We start from the raw sequence: 20,168 nt of genomic DNA, 5'->3' as shown, positions 1-20,168 counted from the left end.
AAGGTGAATTGCGTCCTAATTAGCAGAATTGCGTTATATCCAGAATAATTGCGCATAAATAGCGGTAAAGCCTTTTCCATGTTCATTACCAAGCTACTCAATCCGAGTAGCTTTTTTCATTTTTCGCTTAAAAAATAGCCAATTCCTTAGCAAATGATTGTATTTGTAATGGTGACGATGTGTTTAAATGGAGGAAGAACCACTACAAATCTGAAAAGGGAGGATACTATGAATCAAGTAAATATCGGTATGATTGGTTACAAGTTTATGGGAAAAGCACATTCACATGCTTATCGTGATTTGCCACTATTCTTTCCAGAACGGCTTCGTCCTGAAATGAAAGTGATATGTGGCAGAAATCAAGAAGCAGTTGCTGAGGCAGCGACACAGTTTGGTTGGGAAGAGTTTACGAATGATTGGCGCGCGCTTGTTGAACGTGATGACATTGATTTGATTGATATTAATGCACCAAGTGATGTACATAAAGAGATTGCGATTGCGGCTGCCAAAGCGGGGAAACATGTTTTTTGCGAAAAGCCGTTAACGCTTACACTGCAGGATTCTAAGGAAATGTTGGAGGCGGTAAAAGAAGCGGGTGTGAAGCATATGATTGGCTTTAACTACCGTTTTACTCCGGCTGTTAGACTTGCGAAGAAGCTGATTGACGAAGGAGCATTGGGGGATATCTATCATTTCCGTGCTTGGTTTCTTCAAGATTGGTTGGTGGATCCGGATTTCCCACTTGCATGGAGACTTCAAAAAGAGATTGCTGGTTCTGGTTCACATGGGGACTTAGGTGCTCATCTCATTGATTTGGCCCATTACTTAATCGGTGATATCACTGAGGTTATTGGAATGAGTGAGACATTTATTAAAGAAAGACCGCTGCCAACAGACATGACAGGGCTATCGGCAACAGGGAGTAATCAAGGTGAAAAGGGGCCAGTAACAGTAGACGATGCTACATTATTTATGGCACGATTTGCGAATGGTGCATTAGGTAGCTTTGAGGCAACTCGTTTTGCAACGGGGCATCGGAGTACAAATTCGTTCGAAATTAACGGTAGTAAAGGGAGCGTCATTTTCGATTTTGAAAGATTGAATGAGCTTCAGGTTTATTTTACGGATGACAGAGAGGACGCACAAGGATTCCGTCGTGTCTTAGCAACAGAGCCGACTCATGACTACATTGATCGCTACTGGCCAGCAGGGCACACGATTGGATATGAGCATACATTTATTCATGAAATCGTAGAATTTATGGATGCCATTCAAGAAGATCGTCAGCCTATGCCTAACTTTGAAGATGGTGTGAAATGCCAAGCAGTTTTAGAAGCTGTGGAACAGTCGATTGAAAAACGTCAATGGATTACAATATCTGAATGATAAAGGAGCGTTCATCTATGCAAAAAAAGGCATTAATCGTTTGGGGTGGCTGGGATGGTCATGAGCCTGAACAGGTTGCCCAACTTTTTAAAAACATGCTCGAAGAAGAAAACTTTCATGTTGAGGTCTCACATTCACTAGATTCTTATGCAGATGCTGAAAAACTACAATCACTAGACTTACTGGTTCCTCATTGGACAATGGGGGAAATTGAGAAGAAATATGTTCATAATATTTCACAAGCTGTAGCAAGTGGAGTTGGAATCGCTGGCTGTCATGGAGGAATGTGTGATTCATTTCGAAAAAATGTCGATTGGCAGTTTATGACGGGTGGAAATTGGGTAGCCCATCCCGGTAATGATGGTGTTGAGTATACGGTGAATATCAAACATAGTTCAAGTCCATTGCTTGAGGGCTTGTCTGACTTTAAAGTCGTGAGTGAACAATATTATCTTCACTTCGATCCAGCTGTCGAAGTGTTGGCCACAACAAGATTCCCGGTCGTAGATGGTCCACATGCGACTAATAAAGCAGTCGACATGCCCGTTGTATGGACAAAACGGTGGGGACAGGGAAGAGTTTTTTATAGTTCCTTAGGTCACCATGCCGATATTATTGAAATGCCGGAAGTGTCTCTCATTATGCGTCGTGGATTTTTATGGGCGGCGGAAGGAAAGCAACAGGCTAATCGAGTAGCAGGTTCTGGAGATGTTCGCGTGTATTCGGGCATGGGAGATAGTCAGTAAAAAGGAAGTCACGTATTTAAAAAAAGGGGGAAGAATATGAGCAAAGTGAAACTTGGCATCATTGGCTGTGGAACAATTAGTTCGATCTATATGGAAAACCTTCAAAAATATGAACATCTTGAACTTGTAGCATGTGCCGATTTAGATGTAGCTCGTGCGAAGCAGCAAGCCGAAAAATTTGGAGTGCCTAACGCATATTCAGTTGAGGAGATATTGGCAGACGATGAGATTCAGTTGGTGGTTAATTTAACAATTCCTCGTGCGCACGCAACAGTTAGTCTTCAGGCATTGGAAGCTGGCAAGCATGTGTATACGGAAAAGCCGCTAACCGTGTCTCGCGAAGAAGGGAAACAAATTTTAGAAGTAGCGAGAAATTCTAATTTGCTCGTTGGTGGTGCTCCGGATACTTTTTTAGGTGCGGGTATTCAAACTGCCATTCATCTGATTGAAAAAGGTGAAATTGGTGTTCCGATTGGAGCATCAGCTTTTATGATCAACCGAGGCCATGAACATTGGCATCCAGACCCTGCCTTTTATTATGATCACGGTGGAGGACCGATGTTTGACATGGGACCCTATTATTTAACAGCGTTGGTGGCATTATTAGGTCCAATGAAGAGGATAGCGGGTACAACAAGAATCAGTTATCCGGAGCGAACAATTTCAAGTGAACCGAAAAAGGGGACAAAAATTAATGTTGTAACCCCTACTCATATTGCGGGAACCGTTGATTTTGCTACTGGTGCAATTGCGACGATTACGACAAGCTTTGATGCATTTGGTGGAACATCTTTGCCACCGATTGAGGTATATGGAAGTAAGGGAACTTTATTGGTCCCAAATCCAAACACATTCGGTGGACCAGTCAAAATCAGAAGAAAAGATGAAAAGGAATTTGTAGAGGTTCCACTTATTTTTGATAATCCTACTAATAACCGAGGCGTTGGAGTAGCTGATATGGCAAACGCGATTCTACATAATGAATCTTTCTGTGCAAATGGTGAGCTAGCATATCACGTTCTAGAAGCCATGCATGGATTTCATGATTCCTCGGATAGTGGACGACATTATTTGATGGAGAGTACGTGTAAGAAGCCTGCGATGTTAAATGTGATGTCACAACGCTGATAAACTACTAAAATAATTATTACCAGTAGGGCAGGGAGGATAAGGTGGGACAAGGGACCTGTCCCTGTGACCCAGGGGTGGAGGAAATTGGTGGAAAAAGCGGCGATCCAAAGTTTTTATACCACTGTATTGACTTTTGTGATACTATAATTTTTAGTTGAATACAAAAATCCGTTTTTTAGCGGTAGAGGTTCTAGCACCCCTCTTTAAAAAAACTAAGATGAAGCAGTACTTCTCTTGGGGTACTGTTTTTTCTTTTGTCGGAAGGAGTTTTTATATGTTAAAAGATGAAAAGGCGATTGTGGTATTCAGTGGTGGGCAAGACAGTACCACATGTTTATTTTGGGCCTTAGAAACTTTTAAAGAAGTTGAGGTTGTTACTTTTAATTACAACCAACGACATAAGCAGGAGATTGAGTGCGCAAAGGCGATTGCGAGCGAGGTAAATGTTACCCAATATATTTTGGATATGCAGCTTTTAAATCAACTTGCTCCGAATGCGTTAACTCGAAATGATATGGAGATAAAGGAAGGCGAAGATGGCGAATTACCATCGACATTTGTACCTGGCCGTAATCTTCTCTTTTTATCATTTGCTGCTGTTTTAGCAAGCCAAGTAGGGGCGAAACACATCATTACAGGTGTTTCTGAAACTGATTTTAGTGGGTATCCGGATTGTAGAGATTCTTTTATCAAATCTCTAAATGTAACGATTAATTTATCAATGGATCAACAGTTTGTCATCCATACTCCGTTAATGTGGTTGGATAAGGCACAAACATGGAAGCTTTCTGATGATTTGGGTGTCCTGGATTTTGTTCGTGAAAAGACATTAACTTGTTATGAGGGTATCATCGGAGATGGCTGTGGGGAGTGCCCTGCCTGTAAATTAAGAAAAAATGGATTAACTCTTTACCTTGAATCACGTGAGAGAGTTGAGGAATTCAAATAATACACAATTTATGTAAAACAACAAGAATGTAACTTAGGAGGATTATCATGAGAGTCATTTTATATCTTTTATCTATTATTCTAGCGAATGTCATAACAGCAGCTTTGCAACCTATGACACTAGGTGTTTTCATCGTACCGATGGGGACACTTCTTATCGGAGCAACGTTTATTTTTAGAGACTTTGTTCAAAATCGATATGGGAGAAAATTGACGTATGTCTTTATCTGTACTGCCTTACTATTATCAGCGCTTGTATCGTTTTTATTAGGTGATACGTTATTGATTGTATTTGCATCTGCGATTTCATTTTTACTTGCAGAAACAACTGATACAGAAATTTATACACGACTCAAGTTGCCAATGAGTTGGAGAGTCTTTTACAGTGGCTTAGTGGGTGGATTACTCGATTCAGCAGTCTTTGTGATCATTGGTTTAAGTCCACTTGGTGCTAACATGTTGCCATGGGAAGCTGTTCCTGCGGCTATTATTGGTCAAGTTCTAGTGAAAACAATCATTCAGGGAATTGGTGCGTTTATCCTTCATCAAATTAACCCATCAATGGATAAGGAAGTCGTGTCACAATAATAAAACTATAAATTGATCAAAAAAAGCTTGGATTATTCTCTATCCAAGTTTTTTTGTTTTTTCTAACACATTTTTTCCGCACCTAACCCATACATTTTAAAGTATTGCTGTAACACTTTAGGGCGTTAGCACATAGGGTAATAAGTCTAAGAAATGGAGTTGGACTCCTGCATACTTTCACGGAGGTGAATGGACAATTACTTCTATATCTTTACAAGGTGAATACAAACCTGTGTTGGATATCCTTCATACACAAGCAGCGATTAATGAACTAAAGCATTATTTTGAGAATAAGTTTTCTAAGTCAATGCGTTTATTAAAGGTATCAGCCCCCTTGCTGGTTCAGAATGGCGAGGGAATCAATGATGATTTAAATGGATACGAGCGTGTCCTCTCATTTGATGCTGCTGATATTAAAAATAAAAACATTGAAGTGGTTCAGTCTCTTGCAAAATGGAAAAGAGTGGCTTTAAGCAGATATGGGTTTGTAAAAGGAACGGGTTTATATACGAATATGCATGCGATTAGAAGGGATGAAAAGCTGGATAATCTCCATTCGATATTTGTGGATCAATGGGATTGGGAGAAGGTCATTTCAAAAGAAGAACGCAATCTGGCAACACTGAAGAAGGAAGTTAGAAAAATTTATCAGGCAATCAAGACGACCGAACTCCACATGTATGGTTTACATTCGCAACTAACCCCGATTTTACCTAATGACATTTTCTTTATTACTTCCCAAGAGCTAGAGGATATGTACCCATACAACACAACAAAGGAACGAGAATTTATCATAGCCAAAAAACATGGTGCTGTTTTCATTATGCAAATTGGTGGGGTGCTGCGTTCAGGTGAGGGACATGACGGGCGCTCTCCAGATTATGATGATTGGACCTTGAATGCGGATATGCTCTTCTGGAGTCCATTATTACAAACCGCGATTGAAATTTCTTCAATGGGGGTACGAGTTGATGAAAAAGCCCTCCTCAAACAGTTAAGGTCATCTTTTCATGAAGACCGGAAAGGATTACCTTATCATAAAGCAATCCTCGAAAAGAAGCTCCCTTATACAATTGGGGGAGGAATTGGGCAGTCACGATTATGTATGTTCCTGCTAAAAAAGGCCCATATAGGCGAAGTTCAGGCTTCCGTATGGAATGAAAAAATCAGAAAAGAATGCAAAGAACAGAATATCATGCTTTTGTAGCATTCAATAAATGGTCAAAAGCTTAAATGGTGGAATATGATTATTCGCCATTTAAGCTTTTTTCTAATTGATCAATCATTTGTCGCCATTCTCCCAAGGGGTCCATCTTCATCAATGATATCTTGAATGTCATAGACGGAAATTGGAAACATCGGGAAGCCAAATACATATGGAGTCAGGTCATACAGTTGAAAATAGAGGACTAGTGTTTTGTCAGCGATATAAAATTCCTGATTTGGGCTTATCGTCGTGAATTCAGATAGTAGATCAATGTTACGCTCTTTGATTTGTTCGGAAACGAGGTTTGATAATCTATTAATATAGTCACTATCTGGCTTAAAAAGGTCCTTGAGGTCACACCGTCTACCACGTTTAAGATCAAATGTTAATGACCGGATATAAGTCATACCATGGGCGGCCCTGTCATGATAGGTGTAATTTGATTGAGTCAGACTAAGAACCTGCCGCTGGTTGTTTTTAATTTCGTAATATCCGAGCATTTCTACCACAGTCGAGGGCATATTTCCAACCTGTAATGAAATGAGTCCTTGGGTCTGCTGGACAATCGATTGATTGATTACTTGCTGGAGTTGTTGATTCTGCATTCTTTCGACCTGAGGGTAATGGACTCTTTTTTGAGGCCCGAATCTGAACGCTTGTGTTCTTATACTTACTGGAAACGAAATAGGCATCTATCACAGTCCTTTTTTCCTTATCGTATTCTGGAAGAAAAAGAGTGTGAGAATAAAAAAAGAAAATTGCCTTTGACGAACAATTTCCTTTTTAAAAAATAATCTATAGCATTTTATTTTGAATGACTGTAACAACCTTACTTCCAGCTGGGATGCTTTTTGTCAGCCAAACGTTTCCACCAACAATGGAATCTCGTCCAATCACGGTTTCACCACCAAGAATCGTAGCACCCGCATAAATGGTCACATTATCTTCGATGACCGGATGTCTCCTTTTTCCACCTTTGATAATTTCGCCATTTTTATCGCGGTCAAATGAAAAGGCACCAAGTGTCACACCTTGGTAGAGTGTTACATCGTTACCAATCAAAGTGGTTTCCCCGACAACAATGCCAGTTCCATGGTCCATAAAAAAGCTATGACCAATCGTAGCACCAGGGTGAATGTCGATTCCTGTTTTGCCATGTGCATATTCAGAAATGCCGCGAGATACTAACGTATAGCCCATTTTATGAAGTTCATGAGAAATTCGATGAACAATGATTGAAAAAACACCTGGATAGGTTAGCGCAATTTCTTCATAGCTTTTGGCAGCGGGATCTTTTCGAAATGCAGCGTCAACATCCTTCATGATGATTAATCGTAACGACGGTAACAATTCAAGAAAGCTCAATGTGTCTTGCTTTACGACTTGCTCGTCGCTTTTATGGGATAAGATTTCCTCTAAAAGGTGTTGAAGTTTTGCCAGATTCTTTAATTCGTACTCAATATTACGTTCTTTACTTGTACAATAGTATTCTGGTAACAGTACTTCCCTAATCGTGTCTATAAAAGTAGGAATCTGCTTTAAACTATGATTTAAACGAGAACACAAGTGTTTTTTTGTATTTCCGATTTCTTTATGCAAGTTTGTATAGATCGTTAATAAGTCATTTTGTTCCATCTGTATCATCCCCATTTATAGCATTAATTATAAAGTAACGTAAAATTCGAATTATTGCAAAGCTAATAGCTTATTAAAATGGTATCGCTCTCATTGTCGCTATATCATATCACTTTTTTCATTCAAATGCATGATTTGTCCATTTTTCGAATAGCTATAACTATATTCAGCAGAATTCCTTCACTTCAGTAAGTTGTGGGACAGCGGAGGTAATGATAAATAATTTGCGTGGGATTCTATCCCAACTGAATATAGTTAAAGCCTCCGGCGGATGCCACGATTTTTCAACGGTAATTTTTCGACCAAGGTCGAAAAAAATCGGGCGCAAATACGCTAAGGCGCATTTGATTTGAGGGTGAAAAATGGACGTGCAATGAAGGAGGAGAATGAATGGTTGAAGCAATCTTGAAGGTGTTTGTGAGTGAGCAGCAGGCAGAGGCAGTCTTGACTAGTCCATTGATTGAATTGATTTTTATGGCGCTTTTTGTAGGTTTTGTGGTAGCAATCTTGGTTCATTTTACGTTGTACAGCAAACTAAGGAGAATTCGTAATTTTATCCGTGACACGAATTCATTAGAGATGGAACCACTGAATCGAATTCAGGCGGATTTTGAACAAATGAAACAAAAGGAATCGGTGAAGGTGGAAACATTTGTCCAAAATAAAATTTCAGGATGGCGTGTGTTTAATGTGCCTGTTGTAAACCTGATTAAAATTGTTCAGATGACGGTTTCGATTTTTATCTTGATTGGTGTACTCGGGACGTTTATTGGTCTTGCGATGTCACTTGGTAGCATAGATACAACTGGTGACATGCTGGTGGAGAATGTCGCAACCGTCCTTGCAGGAATTGATGTTGCATTTTACACAAGTATTGCTGGGATGGGACTCTCGTTGATTATGACGATCGTTACTCGGGTTGCGAATACGGAATTTATGTTGACCGATATTATGCTCAAGACGGAGTCCATTTTAGAAGGAAATGAACAGGATGGAATGGGACGACTTATTGCTGTTTCAGAAACCATTCATTCCTCGATCATTGAATTACGAAACTCAAATCAAGAATCCCTTCAAAGTATTGTGAATTCGTTTAAAGGGTTCCAAGAGTATACGGTTGGTTTGCAACAATCTGCAAAAGATTTGGCGAAATTCAATGAAGGACTTACGGAAAATCTAAAACAGTTTTCGGCTATTTTTCATGGTGTGGAGGAATTAACGGAAGGTTTTGATCAAGGTGTGAAAAAGTTGAACCAAAACTTTGATCAATTGTTTATTTACTTTCAGAACATGGACCAGCGCAATGAGAAAATGAGAAGTGCTTTTACAGAAACCTATAAAAAGGTAGCGGAATTAACAACGGATCAAAAGGAAACGATGAATCATTTTCAGCAGTCAGTGGTCGATATTAGAGAGTATTTCTCTTCCATTGCCCAGAGGCAGGAATCCATTTATGGTGCGTTTGATAAAATGAATGAACAAAGTGAGCACTCGATCAAATTAATGAAGGAAAATAATCTACAGTTTGAGCGTGTGTTTGGAACGGATGTAAGTTCAAAGTTAACCGATATTATTTCTTCCTTACGTGATGTTCGTAATGATTTTAAGGCACTGGGCAACTCAATTGGCCGTTTGCCTCATGCGCTTGATTCGATTAACAAAGCGCAAAGCGAATATAAAAATCTGTTAACCTATCGTTTTGATGAATTGACACAGTTTACCCACGAATTTAATTCGCACTTGCAGGTTCACTTGACAAATGCACAGGCGATTGAAAGTTACCTGAGTGAAGCCTCGCGTTCAAATGAGCAGGTTGGCATGAAGTATATGAAGCTATTAAATGAAATCAACCGGACCATTGCACAAATAGGGGATTCCTTCCAATATAAAGAAAACCATATTGACACAAGCGTGAATGCTTTACGCGATACACTTTCGAAATATGTAACAAACCTCGAGGGAACACTCGGAGAAAAACTTGATAAATTCAGTCGAAATATGAATGAGTACATGCTGGAAATGAATGAGGCTGTGAAAAAAGAGTTTAAACAAATTGGTGAAATTACAGGGGATGTCGGCCAGAGAAATGCTCGCCAATTGCAGCAGACATTAGGAGATATCGGTCAGGAATTTCAACAATTGAATCGACAGCTCCAGTCGATTGCCCAGAGTACAGTTCAAGAAAACAGCCGGGTAAGGATTGGAACCAATGATTAGTAAATACCAAAGGCTTTTTCACCGGGAGCAAGAGGAGAGTTCGTTTTGGCCGTCTTTCACCGATTTACTAACATCGGTTTTGCTATGTTTTATTCTCATTTTTATCATCATGATGGTGATTAAATCGTTTCAAATTCAAGAAATGAAAAAAACGATCGATCAAATCATGGGTGTCAGGGTGGGGCTCATTGAAGATCTCAATCAAAAATTCAGCGACTCTAGCATCGAAATTGATGAGAAAACAGGAGCCTTGATTTTCAATACGGATATCCTGTTTGAGTATGACTCCGCTGTGCTGAAGCGTGAAGCTTTTACATTTTTGGACGAATTCGTTCCAGCTTACTTGGATGTGCTCCTAGAAAATGGATATGAGGAGTATATTTCAGAAATTATTATAGAGGGGCATGCGGACAAGGATGGCACCTATTTGTATAATCTAGAACTTTCCCAGCAGCGGGCGTATAGTGTCGCAGAATATATACTAAGTAGTGAATTTCCGTATAAAAACATCCAGGGGCATCTCAAAACAAAACTAACCGTAAATGGGAGGTCCTTTACCGATGGGCGCTCAGACTCTGATGGAAACTACAACGGCCAAGCCTCCCGAAGAGTCGAATTTAAATTCCGCCTCAAAGACCAGGAAATCCTGGAGAAGACAAGAGAATTATTGGGGAACTAGAAGGGACGCGGCCTTTGGCCGTGTCTTTTTTTGGATTGATTCCCGGTTTCTGGTCCATTTTTTGTGGGAAACAGGGACAGGTCCTGTCCCAGATATTCTGTCTTGGCTGCGCTTGTTGTACATGCTCAGGTGGAAACAGAGTGAGGCTCAATTAGAATAGTTTTATGGAATTTAGTCGTTATCGAAACCATTTTTCCCTTTATTTGGGTTTTGTGAATGAAATTTTACTACCAATCTATCTAAAAGCATACGCAATTCTTGTTTACGTTTGCTTTTATCGCTTTTTTCCTTAAAAAACATACGAAAATGTATAAATTTTACAATTAATATCTCTTTTCAGTTCACTTTTCCCTTTATTTGGATTTTGTGAATGAAAATATACTACCAATCTATCTAAAAGCATACGCAATTCTTATTTGCGTATGCTTTTATCGCTTTATTCCTTAAAAATGATACGAAAATGGAGGTTTTTTACAATTATTGTCTCTTTTTAGATCATTTCTCCCTTTATTTGGATTTTGCGAATGAATAATACTACTAATCTATCTAAAAGCATACGCAATTCTTTTTTACGTATGCTTTATCGCTTTATTCCTTAAAAAACAATGCGTAAATGGGTGTTTTTTGCATATTTTGTACCTTTTCAAATTATTTCTCCCTTTATTTGGATATTACGAATGACTTCGTACAGCAAATCTATTTAAAAGCATACGCAATTTAAAGTTGGGACAAGGGACCTGTCCCCGCGACCCACCCGCGACCCCAAAAATCGGAAGCTAGTCCTAGGATTCTCCTAGGGCTTTCCTCATGGTGGAAACTTACAACTAATTCCCTGTGTCGATTCTTGTAAAATATAGTAGAATGGTAGGTAGAGAAAAAAACAGAGATAGATGTAGGGAAGAGGAATAATAGTGAAGAAAGTCATCATCGGATTGGTACTGGTACTAGTGGCGTCCTCGATATTTTTTACGAGGGAAGCATTTTCTGATATTTTACAAGAAAGCTACGCTTCTATTAAAGAAGTCGTGATTGGGAAAATTGCGCTTAGTAAAGAAAACGATGGGGAAGTATTGCCGGAAAAAGTAGAGGCACCTGAAACCCAAACAGCTGGTGAACAGACAGAAGTAGTGAATCCAGAGGATGTAAAACCAGTCATAGATCCAAATGATCCATTTTTACTCCTAGTCAACAAAGAAGTAGGAGTGTTGGATGCAACTTATGTGCCGCAAAACCTTGTTGTGCCAAATGTTGCTTTTTCAACTTCTGTTTCAGAACGTAAACATATGGTAAAAGAAGCGGCCGAGGCGTTGGAAAAATTATTTGCACAGGCGAGTGCCGACGGAATCACTCTACATGCACAATCTGGCTATCGTTCGTATGCTACACAACAAGTCATCTATGAATCTTATGTACGTGGATATGGTGAATCCGAAGCTACTACCTTCAGTGCAAAGCCTGGGCAAAGTGAACATCAAACAGGTCTTGCGATGGACGTGACGAGCGATAGTGTAGACAACCAGCTTGTCCAGGAATTTGGTGAAACGGTTGAAGGCAAATGGGTGGCGGAGCACGCAGCGGAATTTGGTTTTATCGTCCGTTATACTTTAGGAAATGAAGACATCACTGGTTATATGTACGAGCCATGGCATATTCGCTACGTCGGTGTCGAACATGCAAAATATATCACAGAACATGAAATCACATTAGAAGAATATCTTGGAGTTGTAGAATATTAGATTGAAAGAGCTCATTTTGGGCTCTTTTTTCTTTGGTGCATAGACTTAAATAGCAAGTTAATAAAAATGTCAGGAACCCATACTAGAAGGGTGCCTGACATTTAGATACTAGCTTACACTGGCCTGTAAATTTGATTTTTCAGATTTTCTCGCACTATTAATTTGTCTTCGCAATATCAATACAAATGCGAAGAACGCGAGGATAATACATATTGCACTGTATAAGAACACGGCTTTGAACCCTGCATTTAGGGAGATGAAACCTAAGCAAATTGCTCCAAGTCCGCTACCAAGATCTTTTGCCGTAAAAAACGTCGAATTCCCTGCGCCTCTTCGATCGGGTGGACATAGCCTGATCATGACAGCATTTAAAGCTGGTTCAACAAATCCCAACCCTAATCCATAGAGGACGCCTGTTAGAATAAAGTCCCCGAGTGAAGTGGCGTAGGCTAAGACTACAAATGATATCGTCATAATCACTAAACCAGGGATTACCACGATGGAGCTTCCATGTTTATCTGCCAATTTACCTCCCACAATTCTCGTTAATAATAGTGAAAAGGAATACACCGTAAAATATAAACCAATGTCTTTAATCCCTAAGGAAAGGGCAAAGGTTGGAATGAAAGTTAACGATGCGCCCATTCCAACATAAACAAAAGCGGTTACTAAACCGGTTGGCAGTGCTGTTTTTTCAAAAAGCAATTCGGAGATTTTTCGATTCTTTTTTGTTGATTTTATCACTAGATGTGGATTCTTTTTTTCGTACGTCATAAACAGGCTACAAATGATCGAAATCAATCCGATCAAACCGGCAACGATGAATAGAACCTGATAATTATACTGTTGAATTAAAAAGATACTAAGTGCAGGCCCGATTGCAGTAGATAGTGTATTTGCTAACCCAAAATACCCAATGCCTTCTGCTAATCGCCTTTTTGGTACAATATCCGAAACTACAGTACCGGAAGCATTGGTAGTAGCACTGAACCCTATACCATGTAAACTTCTCAAAATAAGCAGTAGACTAATCGAAAAGGCTACAACATACGAAAGAGTAATAAATGCTGCGATCACAGCACCAGTTATGAGGACGATTCTACGGCTCTTTTCATCTATTAATTTACCAAAGTAAGGTCTAAAAAGGATCGCTACAAACATGAAGAAACCAAAAAGCATACCTGAAATCGAATTATCGCCGCCTAGGTAGATTGCGTATAATGGCAGTCCCGTCATTAGCATATTGTTGGAAATTTGAGTAGACATCGCATAAATAAACGCGAGGAAATAGTTTTTTGTCCATAATTTATCTGAGGTGTTCTGTTGTTGTTGCAATTAAAATCCTTCTCTCTTTAAATTAGTGCTTTAAATGGATTATAACAGCTTTATAAAGTTAAATCTTAACATACGTAGTCAATCGTATAAATCTTGTTATAATAAACATAATCAAACAAAAGAGGTGACAGCATTGGATATCACACTATCACAGAAGATGAATGAATTTGGGGAATCGATTTTTAACGAACTAGCAAACTATAAGAAACAGAAACTGCGTGAGGGGCATGAGATGATTGACTTAAGTGTGGGCAGCCCAGATTTGCCGCCGCCTCCGTATGTCATCGATGCGTTGACTAGTCATGTACAAGATCCTTCATTATATGGATATTCTTTAACGGGAACCGATGAGTTATATGAAGCCATTTCAGTATACTATTCAAACAGATTTGATGTTTCGGTACATAAGGAAAATGGGGTCTTAATGGTTATGGGTTCTCAAGATGGACTTGTCCACTTTCCGATGGTTTTTGCTAACCCGGGTGATGTAGCTCTTGTGCCAGACCCTGGCTACACGGCATATGCAGCTGGTATTGCACTTTCAGGTGCAACACCTTATGGAATGCCACTTAAAGAAGAGAATGGATTTTTACCTGACTTGGATGCGATTCCTGACGATGTTTGCCAAAAGGCGAAATTGATGATCTTAAACTTTCCGGGCAACCCTGTACCAGCACTGGCTACAGAATCCTTTTTTAAGAAGGTTATCGAGTTCGCGAAAAAACATCAGATTATTGTCCTCCATGATTTTGCCTATTCGGAGCTATATTATGAAGAGAAGCCGATTAGCTTCTTATCAGTAGAAGGTGCAAAAGAAGTTGGAGTTGAATTTAACTCGCTTTCAAAAAGCTTTAATATGGCGGGCTGTCGGATTGGATATATAGTCGGAAACCAGGAAATCATTGCAGCTGTAAACCGACTTAAATCAAATCTCGATTATGGTGTTTTTTTACCCATCCAAAAAGCAGCGATTGCCGCGTTACGTGAGACGTCAAGTTTCAGTGAAGAACTTCGACAAACGTACAAAGAACGACGTGATATTTTGGTAAAAGGCCTTGCTGAAATAGGTTGGCAAGTTGATTCACCAAAAGCCTCCATGTTTATTTGGGCGAAGGTACCGGCTGGGTTTACCTCCACTGATTTTACTTATCATCTAATAGATAGAGCAGGAATTGTCGTCATTCCAGGGAATGCTTTTGGTCCAAGTGGCGAGGGCTATGTGCGAATTGGACTTGTTCAAAACGAAGCAACATTAGAAAAGGCTGTCCAGCGATTAAAAGGAATCTCACTGTTAAAATAGAGAAGGGTAGTATTTTAAGACTCTCAGCTATCAAGGCGAATCGAATTCAGGATTCGTCTCATTTTTATGTAAAATATTGGGTAATATAAATGTATTACTAACTCAGGAGTGTATTGGATGCACCTTATATATAACGTAATGCTCCTTTTGGCTGCAATAAAATGGGGTGATTGGAGAGGATGGCGAGAATATTACCCAACGATTTTATTCTTTATTATGGGGGATCTTTTAAAAAATTTCTTGTTCCATGATTACTTGATTTGGACTTATCAGGAAACGATTTTTGCTCAAAACATCCTATCGAATCATACATTTATTTCTTTATTAATTATGTTTGTTACATATCCTTCCACGACTCTTATTTATCTAGGTCGCTTTCCTGAAGAGAAATGGAAACAGTTTCTTTGGATTGGATTGTGGGTATTCATATATGTAGGTATCGAATACATCAATTTGGATTATTTCCATTTGATCAAACATCATCATGGTTGGTCGATGGGATGGTCGATCCTTTTTAATCTCGTTATGTTTCCAATGCTAAGACTTCATCAAAAACGACCTCTAATGGCTTTGGGGTTATCGGTTATTTGGATAATTTTTCTGTTAAGTAGGTTTCCAATTCCATTGGAATACCTTAAATAAAATCTAATGCAACTGAAAAAAACGGGTCAGCCGTGTAGGAATAGAACTAAGAGAAGCTATTAAAAGCTTCTCTTTTTTACATTCTTACGTCCACCACATCTCCCCAATTGACTCCTTCACCATAACCGGATTAAGAGTTTGAATGGCTTTTTTAAATCCTTCATCAATGGACATTAATCCATCCTCATGTTCAATACTCACGACGTAATCATAGCCAAAAAGACGAAGGGTGCTAATCATATCAGCCCAAACCTTAGCGACATGACCGAAACCGACTGTCCGGAAATACCAGGAACGGTTCTGCATTTCATGATAAGGAGTCATATCTGTTAAACCGTTACGGTTTGTATTTGGTTGATCGATAGTCGTATCCTTCGCATGGAAATGATGAATTGCGTTCTCACGTCCTAGTATTTTTATAGATTCTACAGGATCAATACCTTGCCACCACATATGGCTTGGATCAAGGTTTGCTCCGATTTCTGGACCGCATGCTTCCCTTAAGCGTAGGAGAGTTGCGGGTGTATGAACGGAAAATCCGCCATGTAATTCAAGCCCAATTTTCACATTATGCTCTTTTGCGAATGCAGCTTTTTCCTTCCAATATGGAATGATTTTTTCTTCCCATTGCCATTTTAAAATTTCTTGGTACTCATTTGGCCATGGAGAAACTGGCCAGTTCGGGTATTTTGCATGTTCATGGTCACCTGGACAACCAGAAAATGTATTTACAACAGGGACACCAAGCTGACTTGCTAATTTAACCGTTTTCATAAATAGAGAATCTGCTTCGTTTGCGATGTGTTTTTGAGGATGAAGAGGGTTGCTATGACAACTTAAGGCGCTAATGATAAGCCCTCTAGTTGAAAACTTCGCTAGAAAATCCTTTTGTTTTTGTTCATTATCAAGTAATTCATCAATCTTACAGTGAGCATTACCAGGATAACCACCCGTGCCTAATTCAACTGCTTCAATGCCTTCTGATGCGACATGGTCAAGCATATCGTCTAAACTTTTATCTGAGAATAGGACTGTAAAAACCCCTAACTTCATATATAATCGTCCCCAATTCATTATTTTTGTAATCCGTTACATCTCATTATAGCAAAGAAAATAAAAATTTGAATATATAAAATTATTAAAATATAGGTTAATATTTAAATATTGACAAAAATATTGAGAATACCTACAATCATAATTGTAATCGATTACAAGACTTTATCATAGATTGAAAGTGGGGACCATAAATGGCAAATATTCAACAAGTAGCTCAAAAAGCAGGTGTATCCGTTGCAACGGTTTCAAGGGTCCTTAATAATGCTACGTCTGTCAGTCCGAAAACAAGACTAAAAGTTGAAAATGCAATCAAAGATCTTAATTATGAACCTAGTATGTTAGGAAGAAATCTTCGGAACTCCGAAAGTCGACTGTTATTAGTATTACTTCCAAGTATCTCAAATCCCTTTTACACAGAAATTATCAACGGGATTCAAAATACAGCCATTACCAACAACTACAATATACTTCTATGCGAAACGGACTCCTATCCACAACGAGAAAACATCTATTTTAATATGATTAAGAATAAATTAGCTGATGGTGTCATTTCAATGGACCCGACAGTCAATATGCACAAGCTAAATGAATTAGCGGAGAATTATTCTGTTATTCTTTGTAGTGAATATGAAGAGGGCGGTAGTATCCCTTATGTAACAATAGACAATGAATTGGCAGCTTATCAGGCTGTTAAGCATTTAATTAAGTTAGGTCATGAAAGAATAGCGCTCATCAATTCCGATGAAAAGTTTTTATATGCGAGACAACGTCGAAATGGGTATGAGCGAGCTTTAAAAGAGTTTAATCTTCCAATCCGTGATGAGTGGATTTACCACACGAAAGAACTTGAATTTCAAAATGGTGTTCAGGCTATGAGGGTCATGTTTCAATTAGCGGAAAAGCCCACAGCTGTTTTTGCCGTTTCTGACACACTGGCGATTGGAGCCTTAAAAGGAATTAATGGAAATGGTTTACATGTTCCAAATGACATTGCTTTAGTAGGTTTTGATAATATTAGTTTCTCGAACATGACGAATCCAACCTTAACCACAATTTCACAGCCGATGTATAAAATGGGGAGTATTGCAGTAAACATGCTGATTAGTAGCATTCAAGGAGAAAAGGTAGAAAGTGTTGTCCTCGATCACGAATTAATTATTCGTGAGTCAACAATGGGATAGGATTTCCTACCTTCCTTAAAAAATAGGAAAGAGGGAGGTTTTCAATCATGGGTATAAAAGTGGGTATTATCGGGTGTGGTTCCATAGCTAGACATCGACACGCACCCGAGTATAAAGCAAATCCGCTTGTTGAAGAAATTATTTTTTATGACCGTAAAGGTGAAAGAGCCCTGAGCTTGGCTAATGAATTTGGAGGGCGAGCTGTAAAAACAGTTGAAGAACTGCTCGACGATCCATCCATTGTTGCGATTAGTGATTGTTCTTCTAATGAAGCCCATCATATCAACACTACCAACGCGTTATTAAGTGGGAAGCATGTTTTATGTGAAAAACCATTAGCCATTAATGTGAAGTATGCGGAGGAAATCCTAGAAGCACAGCGGAAATCCGGAAAAAAATTAATGGTTGATCATAACCAACGTTTCACAAAAGCACATCAGAAAGCGAAAGAAATAATAGATAAAAAGGAACTAGGTGAGGTACTAACTTTCAAAACCTCGTTTGGTCATCAAGGTCCTGAGAACTGGGGAGTAAACAAATCAAACTCCACTTGGTTTTTTAAAAAGGATCGCTCTCATTCAGGTGTTGCAGGTGATTTAGGAATTCATAAAATTGATTTAATTCATTACCTATTAGATGACGAAATTGAGAATGTGCATTCTTTCTATGGTGCTTTAGATAAAGTGGATGAAAATGGAAACCCGATAGAGGTATGTGACAATGTTGTCTGTGCATTAAGAACACAGAAAGGGCGTTTGGGAACAGCCTCGTTTTCGTGGACGTATTACGGTTCTGAAGATAATTCAACGATTATCTACTGCCAATTGGGGATTTTAAAAATTTATCATGATCCTAATGCGCCACTAATCATTGAAAAAAGGGATGGCACAATTAAGAGGTATGATCTAGAGTCCATTCAGACGAATGATAACCAAACGAATACAGGTGTTATTGATGCTTTTATCGATTCAATCATAAATGATGTAGAGCCTCCAGTTACTGGTGAGCAAGCAGTTGCTTCTCTTAGAGTTGTTGAAAAGATACTTGGTTCATAGATGATACGTAAAAACTGTAACACCAAGCTAGTTTTACCTCTCTGGAAAAAATGAGAATTATTACCTAAAATTAATTGACTGAATATTGTTTATCTTATACTATAAATGTAACGGATTACATGTTAAGCATTCCTTATTAAGTATTCAGTAGCGTAAAGCTTGTACGATGTGTTCTTAATATGATTTGTAATCAATTACATCTTAAGTCAATGGAAATTGACGTTTCAGTGAAAAAATCCTTCGAATATCTTTCCAGATTACTAGGTTAAGAGGGGGAAACGATGAAACATATTGGGCTAGTTGGTTTGGGATTCATCGGTAAGACACATTTAGAAGCTTACGATCATATCGAAAATTGTCAGGTAACGGCAATATGTACACGAAATAAAATAGAAGATTTTGAACTTCTTCACACCTATAATGGGTCTTTTGTCACAGATTACGAATATTTATTACGTAATAAGGAAATAGACGTCATTGATATATGTTTACCAACCTTCCTACATGAAGACTATATTATCAAGGCAGCTAGGGCAGGCAAACATATTATCTGTGAAAAACCATTAACACTTACACTAGAATCAGCAGATCGAATTATTCATGAAGTTAATAAAAATGGTGTCAAACTCTTTGTCGGTCATGTTCTCCGCTTTTGGCCGGAGTATAAGACAATTAAAATGCTAAGTGAAACTGACAAACTGAATGATATTGAGATTGTTCATGCAAAGAGATTGGGGCAGATTCCTAAATGGAGTGATTGGTTTTTGCATCCCGATAAAAGCGGTGGAGCCCTATTTGATCTACACTTACATGATATTGATTTCGTCCATTATTTAGTAGGCGAGGTTGAATCCGTATATGCGGTTGGAAACAAAAACAAATATGGTGCTTGGGACCACGTCATGACTACGCTTATCTTTAAGAATAAGAGTAAAGCATTCGTTGAAGCTTCTCAGCGTATGACGACGGGCTATCCTTTTACAATGTCATTACGAGCACAAGCGGCTCAAGGGACTCTAGATTTTAATTTGATAGCTGGTGAGAATATTGAACATATCGATAAGGGCACTAAACAACTCTTTTACTACAATCGCGAGGGAAAGTCAGCAGTTACCTTTGAAAAGAGCGATGCCTTTCAAAATGAATTATCTTATTTTTTAAATTGCATAGACAAGAATCAAGAAAATACTATAGTTCCTTTAAATGACGTACTCTACACATTAAAACTACTTAAAAGTATAGAAGAATCGTTAGAATCAGGAAAACAAATATATATGTAGTTTACCACTTTACATACAACAGAGATCCTCACAAAAACCCACAACT

General features: G+C 38.7%; 18 protein-coding genes. 14 read left to right on the top strand and 4 right to left on the bottom strand.

Annotation, left to right across the window (positions count from 1 at the left end; translation table 11 throughout):
• Positions 1-228 precede the first annotated feature (228 nt).
• The 6 genes from CKK03_RS14500 (at position 229) to asnA (ending at position 6,006) form a co-directional block, all read left to right on the top strand.
• A complete protein-coding gene (locus CKK03_RS14500) occupies positions 229-1,386 on the top strand; it encodes a Gfo/Idh/MocA family protein (protein WP_099363251.1) in 1,158 nt (385 codons plus the stop codon).
• A gap of 17 nt (positions 1,387-1,403) precedes the next feature.
• On the top strand, positions 1,404-2,132 hold the full coding sequence (locus tag CKK03_RS14495; protein ID WP_099363250.1) for a ThuA domain-containing protein: 729 nt from the start codon (positions 1,404-1,406) through the stop codon (positions 2,130-2,132).
• A gap of 36 nt (positions 2,133-2,168) precedes the next feature.
• Positions 2,169-3,260: a Gfo/Idh/MocA family protein gene (locus tag CKK03_RS14490; protein WP_099363249.1), complete on the top strand. Its 1,092-nt coding sequence runs from the start codon at positions 2,169-2,171 to the stop codon at positions 3,258-3,260.
• 277 nt (positions 3,261-3,537) lie between these two features.
• Positions 3,538-4,212, top strand: coding sequence for a 7-cyano-7-deazaguanine synthase QueC (queC, locus tag CKK03_RS14485; protein WP_099363248.1), 675 nt, complete (start codon positions 3,538-3,540; stop codon positions 4,210-4,212).
• A gap of 47 nt (positions 4,213-4,259) precedes the next feature.
• Positions 4,260-4,799, top strand: coding sequence for a VUT family protein (locus CKK03_RS14480; RefSeq protein WP_099363247.1), 540 nt, complete (start codon positions 4,260-4,262; stop codon positions 4,797-4,799).
• 205 nt (positions 4,800-5,004) lie between these two features.
• On the top strand, positions 5,005-6,006 hold the full coding sequence (gene asnA / locus CKK03_RS14475; protein WP_245864136.1) for an aspartate--ammonia ligase: 1,002 nt from the start codon (positions 5,005-5,007) through the stop codon (positions 6,004-6,006).
• 71 nt (positions 6,007-6,077) lie between these two features.
• Here asnA and CKK03_RS14470 read toward each other — a convergent pair whose 3' ends face one another.
• Both CKK03_RS14470 and CKK03_RS14465 read right to left on the bottom strand, forming a co-directional pair.
• Positions 6,078-6,698, bottom strand: a complete 621-nt coding sequence (locus CKK03_RS14470; RefSeq protein ID WP_099363245.1) for a DUF3298 and DUF4163 domain-containing protein — start codon at positions 6,696-6,698, stop codon at positions 6,078-6,080.
• Between the two features lie 103 nt (positions 6,699-6,801).
• Positions 6,802-7,641, bottom strand: coding sequence for a serine O-acetyltransferase (locus CKK03_RS14465; protein ID WP_245864123.1), 840 nt, complete (start codon positions 7,639-7,641; stop codon positions 6,802-6,804).
• A 390-nt stretch (positions 7,642-8,031) separates the two neighbouring features.
• Here CKK03_RS14465 and CKK03_RS14460 point away from each other — a divergent pair, with 390 nt between their 5' ends.
• The 3 genes from CKK03_RS14460 (at position 8,032) to CKK03_RS14450 (ending at position 12,273) form a co-directional block, all read left to right on the top strand.
• Positions 8,032-9,858: a MotA/TolQ/ExbB proton channel family protein gene (locus tag CKK03_RS14460; RefSeq protein ID WP_099363243.1), complete on the top strand. Its 1,827-nt coding sequence runs from the start codon at positions 8,032-8,034 to the stop codon at positions 9,856-9,858.
• A complete protein-coding gene (locus CKK03_RS14455) occupies positions 9,851-10,537 on the top strand; it encodes an OmpA family protein (protein ID WP_099363242.1) in 687 nt (228 codons plus the stop codon). Before CKK03_RS14460 ends, CKK03_RS14455 begins: the two co-directional genes overlap by 8 nt.
• A gap of 911 nt (positions 10,538-11,448) precedes the next feature.
• Positions 11,449-12,273, top strand: a complete 825-nt coding sequence (locus CKK03_RS14450; protein WP_099363241.1) for a M15 family metallopeptidase — start codon at positions 11,449-11,451, stop codon at positions 12,271-12,273.
• Positions 12,274-12,381: 108 nt separating this feature from the next.
• Here CKK03_RS14450 and CKK03_RS14445 read toward each other — a convergent pair whose 3' ends face one another.
• On the bottom strand, positions 12,382-13,608 hold the full coding sequence (locus tag CKK03_RS14445) for an MFS transporter (RefSeq protein ID WP_099363240.1): 1,227 nt from the start codon (positions 13,606-13,608) through the stop codon (positions 12,382-12,384).
• Between the two features lie 133 nt (positions 13,609-13,741).
• On the opposite strand from CKK03_RS14445, the gene CKK03_RS14440 reads away from it, so the two are divergent.
• Both CKK03_RS14440 and CKK03_RS14435 read left to right on the top strand, forming a co-directional pair.
• Positions 13,742-14,908 (top strand): LL-diaminopimelate aminotransferase, encoded by a 1,167-nt coding sequence (locus tag CKK03_RS14440; protein WP_099363239.1) that lies wholly within the window; start codon positions 13,742-13,744, stop codon positions 14,906-14,908.
• 117 nt (positions 14,909-15,025) lie between these two features.
• On the top strand, positions 15,026-15,550 hold the full coding sequence (locus CKK03_RS14435; protein ID WP_099363238.1) for a CBO0543 family protein: 525 nt from the start codon (positions 15,026-15,028) through the stop codon (positions 15,548-15,550).
• Positions 15,551-15,634: 84 nt separating this feature from the next.
• On the opposite strand, the gene CKK03_RS14430 is transcribed toward CKK03_RS14435, so the two are convergent.
• Positions 15,635-16,603 carry a sugar phosphate isomerase/epimerase family protein gene (locus CKK03_RS14430; RefSeq protein ID WP_099363237.1) on the bottom strand — a complete coding sequence of 323 codons (969 nt, stop codon included), beginning with the start codon at positions 16,601-16,603 and terminating at the stop codon, positions 15,635-15,637.
• Between the two features lie 194 nt (positions 16,604-16,797).
• Here CKK03_RS14430 and CKK03_RS14425 point away from each other — a divergent pair, with 194 nt between their 5' ends.
• The 3 genes from CKK03_RS14425 to CKK03_RS14415 all read left to right on the top strand — a co-directional run bounded on the left by CKK03_RS14425 (position 16,798) and on the right by CKK03_RS14415 (position 20,122).
• The gene (locus tag CKK03_RS14425) at positions 16,798-17,787 is read left to right on the top strand and encodes a LacI family DNA-binding transcriptional regulator (RefSeq protein ID WP_099363236.1); all 990 of its coding nucleotides are present in this window, start codon (positions 16,798-16,800) and stop codon (positions 17,785-17,787) included.
• A gap of 47 nt (positions 17,788-17,834) precedes the next feature.
• On the top strand, positions 17,835-18,842 hold the full coding sequence (locus CKK03_RS14420; RefSeq protein WP_099363235.1) for a Gfo/Idh/MocA family protein: 1,008 nt from the start codon (positions 17,835-17,837) through the stop codon (positions 18,840-18,842).
• Between the two features lie 281 nt (positions 18,843-19,123).
• Complete coding sequence (locus CKK03_RS14415; RefSeq protein ID WP_099363234.1) at positions 19,124-20,122, top strand: Gfo/Idh/MocA family protein; 999 nt, start codon at positions 19,124-19,126, stop codon at positions 20,120-20,122.
• Positions 20,123-20,168: the final 46 nt, after the last annotated feature.

It is taken from the genome of Fredinandcohnia onubensis (assembly GCF_002734215.1).
In the GTDB taxonomy this organism is placed as follows: domain Bacteria; phylum Bacillota; class Bacilli; order Bacillales; family Bacillaceae_L; genus Ferdinandcohnia; species Ferdinandcohnia onubensis.
Note: the sequence above shows the minus strand (reverse complement) of the source record. Positions and strands in the feature narration are given on the sequence as shown.

Coding starts and splice junctions, on each gene's coding strand:
- CKK03_RS14415 (WP_099363234.1), top strand. CDS start 19,124: ATGAAACATATTGGGCTAGTTGGTTTGGGATTCATCGGTAAGACACAT.
- CKK03_RS14460 (WP_099363243.1), top strand. CDS start 8,032: ATGGTTGAAGCAATCTTGAAGGTGTTTGTGAGTGAGCAGCAGGCAGAG.
- CKK03_RS14495 (WP_099363250.1), top strand. CDS start 1,404: ATGCAAAAAAAGGCATTAATCGTTTGGGGTGGCTGGGATGGTCATGAG.
- CKK03_RS14420 (WP_099363235.1), top strand. CDS start 17,835: ATGGGTATAAAAGTGGGTATTATCGGGTGTGGTTCCATAGCTAGACAT.
- CKK03_RS14480 (WP_099363247.1), top strand. CDS start 4,260: ATGAGAGTCATTTTATATCTTTTATCTATTATTCTAGCGAATGTCATA.
- CKK03_RS14425 (WP_099363236.1), top strand. CDS start 16,798: ATGGCAAATATTCAACAAGTAGCTCAAAAAGCAGGTGTATCCGTTGCA.
- CKK03_RS14470 (WP_099363245.1), bottom strand. CDS start 6,698: ATGCCTATTTCGTTTCCAGTAAGTATAAGAACACAAGCGTTCAGATTC.
- CKK03_RS14430 (WP_099363237.1), bottom strand. CDS start 16,603: ATGAAGTTAGGGGTTTTTACAGTCCTATTCTCAGATAAAAGTTTAGAC.
- CKK03_RS14465 (WP_245864123.1), bottom strand. CDS start 7,641: ATGGAACAAAATGACTTATTAACGATCTATACAAACTTGCATAAAGAA.
- CKK03_RS14435 (WP_099363238.1), top strand. CDS start 15,026: ATGCACCTTATATATAACGTAATGCTCCTTTTGGCTGCAATAAAATGG.
- queC (WP_099363248.1), top strand. CDS start 3,538: ATGTTAAAAGATGAAAAGGCGATTGTGGTATTCAGTGGTGGGCAAGAC.
- CKK03_RS14500 (WP_099363251.1), top strand. CDS start 229: ATGAATCAAGTAAATATCGGTATGATTGGTTACAAGTTTATGGGAAAA.
- CKK03_RS14490 (WP_099363249.1), top strand. CDS start 2,169: ATGAGCAAAGTGAAACTTGGCATCATTGGCTGTGGAACAATTAGTTCG.
- CKK03_RS14455 (WP_099363242.1), top strand. CDS start 9,851: ATGATTAGTAAATACCAAAGGCTTTTTCACCGGGAGCAAGAGGAGAGT.